Below are 12,357 nucleotides of genomic sequence, written 5' to 3' on the forward strand. Positions count from 1 at the left end.
GGACGAACGGGACGGCCCTCCGGGTGAACGGCGCGGCGAGATGTGACCACCGGTGGACGGCGGGACACTGGCAGTCGGGGGCCGTCCCGGGGGGCCGTGCTCGTTGACCAGGTGGTGTGAGGCATGACCGAGGTGCTGTTGGCCGTCGGAACCGAGAAGGGCCTCTTTCTCGGCCGCAGCCGCGACCGGCTGACGTGGGAGTTCAGTGGGCCGCACTTCCCGATGAACGCGATCTACTCCGTCTCCGTCGACCGCCGGGAGGGCCGCACCAGGATCCTGGCCGGCGCCGACAGCAGCCACTGGGGGCCGTCCGTCTGGCGCTCCGACGACCTCGGCGCGCACTGGTACGAGCCGCCGCAGCCGGCCATCCGCTTCCCGGAGTCCACCGGCGCCTCGCTCACCCGGGTCTGGCAGCTGCAGCCCGCCGGAGCCGAGGCCCCCGGTGTCGTCTACGCCGGCACCGAGCCCGCCGCGCTGTTCCGCTCCACCGACGGCGGCGAGACCTTCGCCCTGGTCGAGTCGCTCTGGGAGCACCCCCAGCGGCCGCAGTGGGGCGCCGGCTACGGCGGTCAGGGCCTGCACACCGTCCTCACCGACCCGCGCGACCCGCAACGGCTGCTGGTCGCCGTCTCCAGCGGCGGCGTCTACCGCAGCAAGGACGGCGGCGACACCTGGGAACCCTCCAACACCGGGCTGCGCGCCGAGTTCTTCCCGCAGGAGCGCCAGTACCCCGACTTCGGCCAGTGCGTGCACAAGATCGCCCCGGACCCGGTCCACCACGACCGGCTCTACCTGCAGAACCACGGCGGCGTCTACCGCAGCGACGACTGGGGCGGCAGCTGGCGCTCGATCGTCGACGGGCTGCCCGCCGAGTTCGGCTTCGCCGTGGCCGCCCACCCGCGCCGCGGCGACACCGCGTACCTCTTCCCGCTCGGCGGCGCCGACGACCGCATCCCGCCCGGCCGCCGCTGCCGGGTCTTCCGCACCACCGACGGCGGCACCAGCTGGCAGCAGCTCGCCGAGGGCCTGCCCGGCGAGGACCACTACGGCATCGTGCTGCGCGACGCCCTGCGCACCGACGACGCCGACCCGGCCGGGATCTACTTCGGCAACCGGACCGGCGACGTGTACGGCAGCCGCGACGAGGGCGAGAGCTGGTCGCTGCTGAAGTCCCACCTGCCGGACGTGCTCTGCGTCCGTGCGGCGGTGGTGGCCTGAGCCGCGCCCCGACCGCCGGAACGCCGGCCGGCGAAGAACCCGCCGGCGGAAAACCGGTTGCCCGGGCAGCGCGATCTGACGAGCATGGGCCGCCGGCGAACGATCCCGTGGAAAAGCGCGAAGAGGGGTGGGCCATGGCGGAGGTCGACTGGGTGGTCAGGCACGACGGCGAGGGCACCCCGGTGCTGCGCTACCAGCCGGGCGAACGGGCGGGCCGGCCCTGGGCCGACCTGCTGGAGGTGCTGGACGAATCGGTGGACGCGGCCCGGTACATCCGGGCCGAACTGCCCGGCTGGGTGGTCTCCGGCAGCCCCGAACTCGGGCAGCGGCTGGTCGCCGACGGCGCCACGGTGCTGCGGCACGCCCACACCTTCCGGCGGGACCTGCACACCGACCCCCCGCCCGCCGACTGGGCCGGGGCTCCGCTGCGCGAGGGCCTGCGGGCGGCGCCCTGCGACCGGGCACCCGAGGAGCTGTTCGAGGCCTGGCGGGCCGCCTTCGGGCCCGGGAACGTCGACCACTTCCCGGGCGACGACGCACAGGCGCTCTCCGAGCGGCTCGGACTGCTGCTCGCCGGGAACGCCATCGGCCCGGTCCTGCCGTCCAGCGTGCTCGCCGTGGACGCCGAGGACCGCGTGGTCGCCGGGGCGGTCCTGACCGACCGCGACGGCCGGCCGTGGGTCGCCGACGTCTTCCGCCACCCGCAGCGCGGCTACCGCGGCCTCGGCGCCGACCTGCTGCGCCTGGCGGTCGCGGACGCCGCCGCCCGTGGGCTCGCCGACGTGCACCTGGTGGTGACCGAGGGCAACCCGGCCCGCCGCGTCTACGAGGCGCTGGACTTCCGCCTGCAGAACACCTCGCTGACGGTGCTCGTGCCCGACGCCGGCTGAGCCCCCGGACCCGCCCGGCCGCGAACCGCTACGGCCGGGCGAGTTCCAGGACGGCCACCCCGCTCACCACGGTGAGCGCCGCGACCAGCCGCAGCCGGCCGAGGCGCTCGCGGAACACCACCGTGGCGATCAGCGCCGCGATCACGATGCTGGTCTCGCGCAGCGCCGCGACCGTCGCCAGGTCCCCCCGGGACTGCGCCCACACCACCAGGGCGTACGCCGTCAGCGAGAGCACCCCGCCGGCGATCCCCAGCGGCACCGCCCGGCCCGCCCCGGCGAGCAGCGAACGGCCGCGCCGGACCCGGACGATCAGCGCCAGTACCGGCCCCTGGAGCAGGAAGAGCCAGGCCACGTAGCCGCCGACCGTCCCGGCGTGGCGGACACCGACGCCGTCCAGCACCGTGTAGCCGGCGATCATCACGCCCGTCCCGGCGGCGGCCCCCAGCGCGGGCAGCTGCGCCCGCCCGGGCAGGCCCCGGGCGAAGGCCAGCCCGATCAGGCCGCAGCAGATCACCACCACGCCCACCAGCCCGCCCGCGCCCGGGTGCCGGCCGAGCACCGTGGCCGAGATCAGCGCCACCAACAGCGGCGCGGTACCCCGGGCGATCGGGTACATCTGCCCGAAGTCGCCCAGCTGGTACGCCCGCAACAGCAGGAGCATCGAGGCCACCTCGACCACGACCGAGGCCAGCAGGTACGGCCACGCGGCGGCGGCCGGCAACGGGTTGAGCACCACCAGGACGAGCGCGCACGCGGTGTAGGTCAGGTTGATCAGCGTGAAGCCGACCGTCTTGTCCGGGATCCGGTGCGCCAGTCCGTTCCAGACCGCGTGCAGCACGGCCGCCGTGAGCACGGCCACCGGCACGGTTCCTGCCATGACGAATCTCCCCCTCCGAGTGCCCGCCGGCGGTCCGGCGGGCCTGGACGACCGAATTCCACGGGTCCGCGCGGACGTCGCCGCGGACCCGCGCGTACCGAGGTCACGGGGCGGGCCGGTGCCCGCCCTCGATCCGGGCGCCGCGCACCACGACCATGGTCAGGCCGACGGCGATCAGCAGCTCCGCCCAGAAGAACGCCGCGTAGTCCAGCAGCGAACCGATCGGCGGGCTGCCGGGCGCGGCGTTGCGCATGCCGACCAGGGCGAACAGCGTGGCCGCCATCCAGCCGAGGGCGGGCCACAGGATCCCCCGCCGCTGCCGCACGATCAGCCAGGCCGCCACCAGGACGGACAGCGCCAGCGCCCACATCGCCGCCATCATGAACCAGGCCAGGATGAAGGTGCTCCGCGAACGGCTGATCCGCTCGGTCACCGCGACGGCGCCGCCCTCGCTCTCCTGGGAGTCCTGGGTGAAGGCGAAGAACGGGTCGGCCTCCTCGACCGCGACCACCACCGGGGCGGGCTGCCCGCCGACGGTCGCCTGGAAGCCGATCAGTGCGTGGTAGCGGTCGAACGGGTAGTCGGTAACCCGCCCGTCGTACAGGTTGAACGCCACCGTGCGGCCGGGTGGCGCCGACGGCCCGCGCCCGCGTGCGGATGCGCACGCGCGGCCGGGCGCCGGGGCGAAGTGGCCGGGTGGCCCGGCGCTGCGGCGTGCTCATCGACCCGCTCCCAGGATCGGCGGCGGCACCGAACGCCGCCCGTCCCGCCGGCGTCGGCACCGCACCACCCGCCCCGCAAGCCCGGACGGCCGATCGGGCCCCGCGGGCACGCGGGAAACCGGCTGGTCGAAGGCGGTGTGTAGGCTCAACGGTCATGGCGAGGGTGACACGGGACGATGTGGCGCGGGCGGCGGGGACGTCCACGGCCGTGGTGAGTTATGTGATCAACGACGGTCCGCGGCCGGTGGCGCCGGCGACCCGGGCGCGGGTGCTCGCGGCGGTCGAGGAGCTCGGCTACCGGCCCAACCGGGTCGCCCAGGCGATGGCGCGGCGGCGGACCGACCTGCTCGGGATGGTCGTTCCGGACGCCCGGCAGCCGTTCTTCGCCGGGCTCGCGCACGCCGTCGAGCAGGCCGCCGCCGAGCACGGCCGGCTGCTGCTGATCGGCAACTCCGACTACGCCGACGAACGCGAGGCGCACTACATCCGTGCCTTCCTCGGCATGCAGGTGGACGGCCTGATCCTGGTCACCCAGGACCCGGCCACCCCCGGACTGACCGGCTTCGACGTGGCCGACGGCACCCCGGTCGTGCTGCTGCACCACCGCGCGGAGAGCGCCAACGGTGTCGCCGTGGTCGCGGACGACGAGGGCGGCGCCCGCGAGGTGGTCCGCCACCTGCTCGGGCACGGGCACGCCGAGGTGCACTGCTTCGGCGGCACCCTGGCGCTCAGCCCGCACGACCCGGTCACCGCGCGGACGGCCGGCTGGGCCGCCGCGCTGGAGGAGGCCGGGCTGCCCGTCGAGGGGCGGCTCGCCCCGGCGCCGTTCGACCGCGTCCGGGCGCACGCCGAGGCGCTCGCCCTGCTCGCCCGCCCCGACCGGCCGTCCGCCGTGTTCTGCGCGACGGACGACCAGGCGATCGGCCTGCTGCGGGCCGCCGACGACCTGGGGATCCGGGTGCCGGAGGACCTCGCGGTGGCCGGCTTCGACGACATATCCGAGGCGGTGATCGCCGGGCCCGCGCTGACCACCGTCACCACCGCGCAGGACGAGATGGCCCGCGCCGCGCTGGAGCTCGTGCTCGGCGGGCCCGAGTGCCGCGCCGCCGGCGCCCGGACGTTCCCGGCCCGGCTCGTGGTGCGGCGCTCCTGCGGCTGCCCGGCACCGGAGCGGGCGGCGTCGGCCTGACACCGTCCCGCCCACGGCCGGGCGTCAGTTCAGCCGGAAGGTGGCCTCGACCGGGTAGTGGTCGCTGGGCGCGAGGGTGTCGAGCTGCCCCGGCGTCCAGCCCGCCTGCGGGTCGAAGTCGACCTTCACCGTCGACATGCCGGCCGGCACCGGGCGGCCCGGGGCGTTGAGGTAACCGATGTAGTCGAGGTCGTCCCGGTAGTCCTTGGGGAACGTCTCGACGCCCGACATGTACTGGCACCAGGAGGAGACCGAGCAGTCCATGGTGGCCAGGTTCTGACCCGGGTCGGTGGCCGGGGTGCCGAGCACGCCGTTCACCGCGTTCTGGGCGTTGGCGTAGTCGCCGCGGCCCTGCCCGTGGAAGTACTCGACGTTGAGGTCTCCGCCGATCAGCACCGGGGCGCTGCTGCCGACGATCCCGTCCACCCAGGCGCGGATCTCGGCGAGCTGGCCGAGCCGGGTGGACTGGGTGGTGTCGGTGGAGACGTCCGACTCGTCGGCCTGCAGGTGGGTGCCGACCACCCAGGCGGTGCTGCCGTTCTTGGTCACCTTCACCAGCGCGGCACCCTTGTCGGCGTGGTAGTCCCAGGTGCCGTACGTCGAGTTGGCGAAGACGTGGGCGTACTGGGCGGTGATCGGGTACTTGGAGAGGATCATCGTGCCGCCGTTGATGACGAACCACGAGCTGGAGCAGTTGCCGCTGATGCCCGTCCAGCCGCCGCCGGAGCAGGTGCCGCCGACCACCGGGGTGCGGTACGGGTAGAGGTCGGCCAGCTTGGCGTTGATGTCGGCGGTCGAGCTGTTGTTGAACTGCTCGTCCAGGATGACGACATCGGCGTTGTGCTGACGGACGATCTGCTCGATCACCGGGGTGCGGCGGGCGGCCTGCTCGTTCTGGGTGCTGTCGACGACGGCGGTGCCGAGGTCGACGTTGAAGGCGAAGACGGACAGCGTGGTGGGGCTCGTCGGGGCGCCGGCGTTGGCGACCGGGGCGGTGCCGCCGAGCAGCAGTGCGGCGGCGGCCGCCGAGGTGAGGGCGGTGGCCGTGCGACGCGAGAGCATGGGCGTTCTCCTGGGGGTTCGTCTTCCCTGCGGGGCCCGGTGCCGGGTGTGGCCGGCCGCCGGGGTTGGCGGAGGAACGCTAGCTACCGCCCGGTACGCCGGGGAGAACGCCAGGAGATCAGTTCCGACCGATCATGTGGCCATGAGATGTCTGTACAGCTCTGGGCGGGTGAGCGACAAGATGTCTGTACACCCTCGCACCCCCTCGAAGCGCCCGCCCGAGCCCGCCCGAACGGCCGTCAGCCGTCGAGCAGTTCGTCCGCGAGCAGATCCATCAGCAGGTTGTCGTGCCAGGTGCCGTCCGACCCGCGCTCGTACTGGCGCATGGTGCCGACCGTACGGAAGCCGACCTTGCTGTAGCAGCGGATCGCGGCCAGGTTGTCCGCCGCCGGGTCGATCACCAGCCGGTGGTAGTGGTGGTCCTGCACCAGGTACCGGGCCATGGTGCGCACCGCGTCCGTCCCCAGACCCAGGCCGTGCACCGTCGGGTCGAGGTAGAGGTCCATCCCGGCGTGCCGGTACTCGTCGTCATTGTTGGCGTACCACTGGATGGCGCCGACCACCTGGCCGCCCAGGTCGATCGCGAAGGTCTCGGTGTCGGGCGATTCCAGGTCGTTGGCGACCTCCGCGGGCAGGTCGTCGCCGCCCCGCCAGCGGGCGAACACCTCCGGCGTGCCGCGGATGGCCGCCAGGGCCGGGATGTCGTCGGTGGTGGCCGGTCGCAGCGTGACCAGGGCGCCGTGCAGAATCGTCCCCATATGGGGCATGTTGGCACGGAAACCCGGCCCCGGCGAGCGCTTTTACCGCTTTGCCCGCACCTCCGCGACCCGGGATGATCTCCGCCGTGACCTACCTCATCCTCGGCGTGGCGATCATCCTCGCCTACGTCGCCGTCATCACGGTCCGGAAGAACAGGGCCCTGCGCTGGGCCCGGACCGAGTACGACGCCCCCGCGTACGGCATGGTCCCCCGCGACCGACTGAACCCGGACCGCGCCGGGCCGCCGCCGCCCCCGCACCGCCGGCAGGAGTCCCGGGCGGTGGCCGACGCGGCCCGGGCCGGGAACTGGAAGCCGGCCGCCGCGTACGTCGAGGCCGCCGGGCAGGACTGGGACGAGCGGTGGTCCCGGCTCGAACTGCTGGACTCCGTCGCCGACCGGGACGAGGGCTGGCTGAAGGCCTGGCGCGCGGCCGACCCGGCCCACTGCGACGCGGCCGCCCTGGAGGCCCACCGGATGGTGCACGCGGCCTGGGCGGTCCGCGGCTCCGGCTACGCGGACGAGGTGCCCGAGGCGGACATGCGGGCCTTCCGGGCCATGCTGCCCGCCGCCATCGAGGCGGCCCAGCGCGCCGCGCTGCTCGACCCCGCCAACCCCGCGCCCTGGGTGGTCATGGTGGCCGCCGCCCGCGGCGCCCGGTACCCGCACAAGCAGTTCCGGGTGCTGTGGCGCGGACTGGTCGAGCGGGCGCCGTTCCACTGCGTGGGCCACTGGCACGGCATGCAGTACTGGTGCGCGAAGTGGTTCGGCTCGGACAAGAAGATGCTGGCCTTCGCCAAGCGGGCGATCAGGGCGGCCCCGGCCGGCAGCCCGCTGCCCGGCCTCTACCTGCACGCGCTCGGCGAGTTGGACAGGCGCGGCACCCTCGGCACGACGCTGGACGGCGAGCTGGGCCGACAGCCGCTGCGCAAGGTCGCGGCCGCCCTGGCGCTGGTCCCCCCGGACGACGAGCGATTGCCGCTGCTGCGGCACCTGCTCGCCCACTACGCGGGCAGGGCCGGGCTGTACCGCGTCGCACTGGAGCAGTTCCGGGCGATCGGGCCGTGGTGCGGCTGCCCGCCGTGGACCGACGCGGCCGACCCGGTGGCCGCGTTCGACAACGCCCGCGGGACCGCCGTCCGGCTCTCCCGCGCCCGGCCGCTGCCGCCGGAGCTGCGGCCCAAGGCGGCGCAGCAGTAGCGCGGGCGCGGCGGGACGGCGGGACGCAGTGAGACGGAGCTACTCGGCGGGACGGCGCGACGCGGCGGGAGGCGCTAGCCGGCGGGAGGCGCTAGCCGGCGGGAGGCGCCGGGTCGCCGAGGGGGCCGAGCCAGACGGCGGTGACGGCGCTGACGTAGCGGGCGCCGCAGTGGTCGTCGGGCACTACGAGCTGCGGGCCGACGGCGTCCAGCGGGGTGCCGTCCATGCTGGTGGCCAGCAGGATCCGTCGGCCGCCGAAGTCCGGGTCGATCTCGGCCCAGGAGACCACCGCCCGGTGGCCGTCGGCGCCGACCACGGAGAGCAGGAAGCGCAGCCGCTGCTTGCGACCGGAGAAGTCGATCCGGGGCCGGGCCGCGCGCAGCACGTCGAGCAGCGCCGGGCCCTCGTAGCCGTGGCGCTGCTCGCCCTCCGTCCGGCAGTCGAAGCTGACCTCGACCCGGTGGGCGGGGAGGGCACGCAGCTGGTCGACGGTCAGCTCGGCGGGCCGGTCGAGGTGGCCGTGCAACCGGACGGTGGGTCTCGCCGGGGTCATGGTGCTCCTCCTCCGGGCCGCTGCGCCGCGGCCCGGAGGAGGACTACCCGAGGGTTCGTCCGGTCATTCGCAGGTGCCAGGCTGAAAGGCACCATTCATCCGCATCTGCGATGGCGGATCGCCTGTTCAGCCGGAATCTGCCACCGTCTCGACCCGGCTCCCGGGAGCGGTCGGAAAATTCCTCGCGGCGGGTGTCGATCCGGCGCCGGCCCGTTCGACGCAGGGGTGAGAGGCGGGGAGAGGCCCCGCCCGACCGACCGAGGAGTCACCATGCCGCGCTTCATGACGCTGATCCGGATCAACGAGCAGGACCGCGCCGACTGGGAGTCGGACCCGGAGTTCGACCGGCGGATGGGGGCCCTGTTCCAGGAGATCACCAAGGCCGGGGTGATGCTGGAGACCGCCACGCTCACCCCGACCGCCCAGGGCAGCCGGGTGACCTGGCACGGCGGGAAGGTCGGCCACACCGACGGGCCGTTCACCGAGACCAAGGAGGTCATCGGCGGCTACGCCGTCCTGCAGTGCAAGGACCACGCCGAGGCCCTGGAGTGGACCCGGCGCTTCCTGCAGGCCCACTCGGTGAAGTGGAACGTCGAGGCCGAGGTCCGGCAGATCGCCGAGTAGCCGACGCAGCGACCGCCGGAGCGACCGTGCCCGTGTTTGCCTCCCCGTCCGCCGACTGCTCTGATGGGTGGCCGTGACGGACAGGGAGGCGGCCGCGGCCGTCGAGACGGTGTTCCGGATCGAGTCCGCCCGGATCATCGCCGGGGTGGCCCGGATCGTCCGGGACGTGGGCATCGCCGAGGAGCTGGCGCAGGACGCGCTGGTGGCCGCGCTGGAGCGGTGGCCGCGGGAGGGCGTCCCGGACAATCCGGGCGCCTGGCTGACGGCCACCGCCAAGCACCGGGCGATCGACCTGGTCCGCCGGCGGGAGGTCTACGCCCGCAAGCTCGCCGAGGTCGGGCGGTCGCTGGAGGACGTGCCGCCCCCGGAGGCGGCCGAACCCGACGGCATCGACGACGACCTGCTGCGGCTGATCTTCACCGCCTGCCATCCGGTGCTGTCGGCGGAGGCACGGATCGCGCTCACCCTCCGGCTGCTCGGCGGGCTGGCCACCCCGGAGATCGCCCGCGCCTTCCTGGTGCCCGAGCCGACGGTGGCGCAGCGGATCGTCCGGGCGAAGCGGGCGCTGGCCAAGGCAGCGGTGCCGTTCGAGGTGCCGTACGGGGAGGACCGGGCGCAGCGGCTGTCGTCGGTGCTGGAGGTCATCTACCTGATCTTCAACGAGGGGTACTCGGCGACCGAGGGGGACGACCTGCTCCGCCCCCGGTTGTGCGAGGACGCGCTGCGGCTGGCCCGGGGGCTGGCCGCGCTGATGCCGGCCGAGCCGGAGGTGCACGGGCTGGCGGCACTGCTGGAGCTCCAGGCCTCACGCACGGGCACCCGGACCGGGGCGGACGGCCGGCCGGTGCTGCTGGCGGACCAGGACCGCTCGCGCTGGGACGGGCTGCTGATCCGGCGCGGCTTCGACGCCCTGCAGCGGGCGGGCACCGGGCCGTACTCGGTGCAGGCGGCGATCGCCGCGTGCCACGCGAAAGCACGCCGCTACGCCGACACCGACTGGGCGACCATCGCCGCCCTGTACGAGCGGCTGCTGGCACTGTCGCCGTCCCCGGTGGTGGCGCTGAACCGGGCGGTGGCCGTGTCGATGGCCGAAGGCCCGGACGCCGCACTGGAGTTGGTGGACGCGTTGGCGGCGGAGCCGGTGCTGCGCGGCTACCACCTGCTGCCGAGCGTCCGGGGTGATCTGCTGGCCCGACTGGGGAGGGCCGAGGAGGCCCGGGCGGAGTTCGAGCGGGCGGCGGGCCTGACCCGCAACGAGCGGGAGCGGGAGCTGCTGCGGGAGCGGGCTGCCGGACTCGGGCGGGACGGGGACGGCGGGGCCGGCTCGGACGGGACCGGCCCGGGCAGGATGGGGACGGGGACGGGGACGGCCGGGGGCGTTCCTAGGGGGTCTCGTCCAGGCGGAGCCGGGCGCTGACCGCGCCGAGGCCCTCGGCGAGGACGGCGAGCTGCTCGCGGGTGAGCACGTCGATCAGCAGCTCGCGGACCAGGGCGACGTGCCCGGGTGCGGCCTGCCGCAGCATCTCCCGCCCCTGGTCGGTGAGTTCGGCGAAGACGCCGCGTACGTCGCTGGGGCAGGAGCGGCGGGCGACCAGGCCCATCCGCTCCAGCTGGGTGACCTGGTAGGTCAGGCCGCTCTTGGAGGTGACCAGCTTGTCGGCGAGTTCGGTCATCCGCAGCGAGTCGCCGGGGGCCGCGGACAGGTGCACCAGGATCTCGTACTGCTGGTGCGAGAGGCCGGAGTCCTCCTTGAGCTGGCGCTCCAGCCGGCGGTTGAGCAGGTTGCTCGCGGTGACGAAGCCCCGCCAGGCGGCCATCTCGTCCGGGTCCAGCCAGCGGGGTTCGTTCAGTGGGGGCATGGGGCCAAGCCTACTCCTGTTGTTCAAATTCGAACGAAGGTGTACCGTCGATCGGAGTAGAGGTTCAAATTTGAACTATCAGTGGATGAACCGTCCGAGGAGGACGCCATGAGCGCCGCGGCCCCCGAGCGCATGCCCGCCCTGTACCTGTCGCACGGCGCTCCGCCGCTGGCCGACGACCCGGTCTGGCCGGGCGAGCTGGCCGCCTGGTCCGCCGACCTGCCGCGACCGAAGGCCGTGCTGATGGTCTCCGCCCACTGGGAGGAGGCGCCGCTCGCCCTCGGGGCCGTCACCACCGTGCCGCTGGTCTACGACTTCTGGGGCTTCCCCGAGCACTACTACCGGGTCCGGTACGCCGCCCCCGGCGCGCCGGAGCTCGCCGAGCGCGTGCGCAAGCTGCTGCGCGCCCCCGGCACGCCCGTCCAGGACATCCCCGACCGCGGGCTCGACCACGGCGCGTACGTCCCGCTGGTGGAGATGTACCCCGAGGCTGACGTCCCGGTGCTCCAGGTCTCGCTGCCCACCCTCGACCCGCAGCGGCTGCTGGAGATCGGCCGCAAGCTCGCCCCGCTGCGCGACGAGGGCGTGCTGATCGTCGGCAGCGGCTTCTTCACCCACAACCTGCGGGCGCTCAGCAGCGACGGCCGGGTCACCTCGGTGATGGCCGAGTTCGACGACTGGGGCCGGCGCGCCCTGGAGGCCCACGACCTGGACGCGCTGCTCGACTTCGAGCACAAGGCCCCCGCCGGGCGCCTCGCCCATCCGCGCACCGAGCACTTCGCCCCGCTGTTCGTCACCCTCGGCGCCGGCGAGGCCGACCTGGACAGCCAGCGCAGCGTCATCGACGGCTTCTGGATGGGGCTGGCCAAGCGCTCGGTCCAGCTGGGCTGAAGCCCGCACCGGGAGCGACGGCCGCCCGCACACGTCCTGGTGGACCCGGCGGGCGGCCACGGGTGAGCGGGCGGGCCGGTCGGCTCGGCTCCGTGCCGCGACTCCGTGCCGCGGCTCCGTGCCTCGGCTACGCGTCGCCGGTGGCGGCGCGCTCCGTCCGGCTCCGCTCGACGCAGAACTCGTTGCCCTCCGGGTCGGCCAGGGTGATCCAGCCGGTGCCGTCCGGCCTGCGGTGGTCGGCCACCACGGTGGCGCCCAGGGCGACCAGGCGCTCCGCCTCCTCGTCCCGGCTGCGGTCCTGCGGCTGCAGGTCGAGGTGGACCCGGTTCTTCACCGACTTGCCTTCGGGCACCCGGATGAACAGCAGCCCGGCGCCGGCCGACTCCACCAGCACCTCCTCGTCGCCCGGGTTGTCGTCCTCGCCCAGCGTGCCCTCCAGCGCCCGGGCCCAGAAACCGGCGAGGGCGTGCGGGTCGGCGCAATCGATCGTCACATGTCGTACCAGAGAAGCCATG

Annotated in this window: 14 protein-coding genes and 1 pseudogene; 7 read left to right on the forward strand and 8 right to left on the reverse strand. The window is 74.2% G+C overall.

Annotation, left to right across the window (positions count from 1 at the left end; translation table 11 throughout):
* Positions 1–123 precede the first annotated feature (123 nt).
* Positions 124–1,218 carry a WD40/YVTN/BNR-like repeat-containing protein gene (locus tag ABTY56_RS02845; protein WP_350625843.1) on the forward strand — a complete coding sequence of 365 codons (1,095 nt, stop codon included), beginning with the start codon at positions 124–126 and terminating at the stop codon, positions 1,216–1,218.
* Between the two features lie 134 nt (positions 1,219–1,352).
* A complete protein-coding gene (locus ABTY56_RS02850; protein ID WP_350625845.1) occupies positions 1,353–2,108 on the forward strand; it encodes a GNAT family N-acetyltransferase in 756 nt (251 codons plus the stop codon).
* 28 nt (positions 2,109–2,136) lie between these two features.
* On the opposite strand, the gene ABTY56_RS02855 is transcribed toward ABTY56_RS02850, so the two are convergent.
* The 3 genes and pseudogenes from ABTY56_RS02855 to ABTY56_RS38800 form a co-directional block, all read right to left on the reverse strand.
* A complete protein-coding gene (locus tag ABTY56_RS02855; RefSeq protein WP_350625847.1) occupies positions 2,137–2,985 on the reverse strand; it encodes an EamA family transporter in 849 nt (282 codons plus the stop codon).
* Between the two features lie 103 nt (positions 2,986–3,088).
* On the reverse strand, positions 3,089–3,418 hold the full coding sequence (locus tag ABTY56_RS38795; protein WP_502893013.1) for a DUF8686 domain-containing protein: 330 nt from the start codon (positions 3,416–3,418) through the stop codon (positions 3,089–3,091).
* Between the two features lie 6 nt (positions 3,419–3,424).
* A pseudogene (locus ABTY56_RS38800) lies at positions 3,425–3,607 on the reverse strand (DUF4436 family protein); the annotation flags it as partial.
* A 254-nt stretch (positions 3,608–3,861) separates the two neighbouring features.
* Between ABTY56_RS38800 and ABTY56_RS02865 the strand changes: the two are divergent.
* Complete coding sequence (locus ABTY56_RS02865) at positions 3,862–4,896, forward strand: LacI family DNA-binding transcriptional regulator (protein ID WP_350625851.1); 1,035 nt, start codon at positions 3,862–3,864, stop codon at positions 4,894–4,896.
* A gap of 24 nt (positions 4,897–4,920) precedes the next feature.
* On the opposite strand, the gene ABTY56_RS02870 is transcribed toward ABTY56_RS02865, so the two are convergent.
* Both ABTY56_RS02870 and ABTY56_RS02875 read right to left on the reverse strand, forming a co-directional pair.
* Entirely contained in the window at positions 4,921–5,958 is a 1,038-nt protein-coding gene (locus ABTY56_RS02870) for a sphingomyelin phosphodiesterase (RefSeq protein WP_350625852.1), read from the reverse strand.
* A gap of 239 nt (positions 5,959–6,197) precedes the next feature.
* The gene (locus ABTY56_RS02875; RefSeq protein WP_350625854.1) at positions 6,198–6,716 is read right to left on the reverse strand and encodes a GNAT family N-acetyltransferase; all 519 of its coding nucleotides are present in this window, start codon (positions 6,714–6,716) and stop codon (positions 6,198–6,200) included.
* Positions 6,717–6,802: 86 nt separating this feature from the next.
* Between ABTY56_RS02875 and ABTY56_RS02880 the strand changes: the two genes are divergently transcribed.
* Positions 6,803–7,915, forward strand: a complete 1,113-nt coding sequence (locus ABTY56_RS02880) for a hypothetical protein (protein ID WP_350625855.1) — start codon at positions 6,803–6,805, stop codon at positions 7,913–7,915.
* Between the two features lie 91 nt (positions 7,916–8,006).
* On the opposite strand, the gene ABTY56_RS02885 is transcribed toward ABTY56_RS02880, so the two are convergent.
* On the reverse strand, positions 8,007–8,468 hold the full coding sequence (locus ABTY56_RS02885; protein WP_350625856.1) for a molybdopterin-dependent oxidoreductase: 462 nt from the start codon (positions 8,466–8,468) through the stop codon (positions 8,007–8,009).
* Positions 8,469–8,738: 270 nt separating this feature from the next.
* On the opposite strand from ABTY56_RS02885, the gene ABTY56_RS02890 reads away from it, so the two are divergent.
* Both ABTY56_RS02890 and ABTY56_RS02895 read left to right on the forward strand, forming a co-directional pair.
* Entirely contained in the window at positions 8,739–9,092 is a 354-nt protein-coding gene (locus tag ABTY56_RS02890; RefSeq protein ID WP_350625857.1) for a YciI family protein, read from the forward strand.
* A gap of 73 nt (positions 9,093–9,165) precedes the next feature.
* A complete protein-coding gene (locus ABTY56_RS02895) occupies positions 9,166–10,509 on the forward strand; it encodes an RNA polymerase sigma factor (RefSeq protein ID WP_350625859.1) in 1,344 nt (447 codons plus the stop codon).
* On the opposite strand, the gene ABTY56_RS02900 is transcribed toward ABTY56_RS02895, so the two are convergent.
* Complete coding sequence (locus tag ABTY56_RS02900; RefSeq protein WP_350626256.1) at positions 10,475–10,942, reverse strand: MarR family winged helix-turn-helix transcriptional regulator; 468 nt, start codon at positions 10,940–10,942, stop codon at positions 10,475–10,477. The two genes, ABTY56_RS02895 and ABTY56_RS02900, sit on opposite strands and share 35 nt — an antisense overlap.
* 117 nt (positions 10,943–11,059) lie before the next feature.
* On the opposite strand from ABTY56_RS02900, the gene ABTY56_RS02905 reads away from it, so the two are divergent.
* Entirely contained in the window at positions 11,060–11,842 is a 783-nt protein-coding gene (locus tag ABTY56_RS02905) for a dioxygenase family protein (RefSeq protein ID WP_350625860.1), read from the forward strand.
* Between the two features lie 127 nt (positions 11,843–11,969).
* On the opposite strand, the gene ABTY56_RS02910 is transcribed toward ABTY56_RS02905, so the two are convergent.
* Positions 11,970–12,356 carry a VOC family protein gene (locus tag ABTY56_RS02910; protein WP_350625862.1) on the reverse strand — a complete coding sequence of 129 codons (387 nt, stop codon included), beginning with the start codon at positions 12,354–12,356 and terminating at the stop codon, positions 11,970–11,972.
* Between the last annotated feature and the right edge of the window lies 1 nt (position 12,357).

Origin of the sequence: Kitasatospora sp. NPDC097691 (assembly GCF_040302665.1) — a bacterium.
Lineage (GTDB): Bacteria > Actinomycetota > Actinomycetes > Streptomycetales > Streptomycetaceae > Kitasatospora.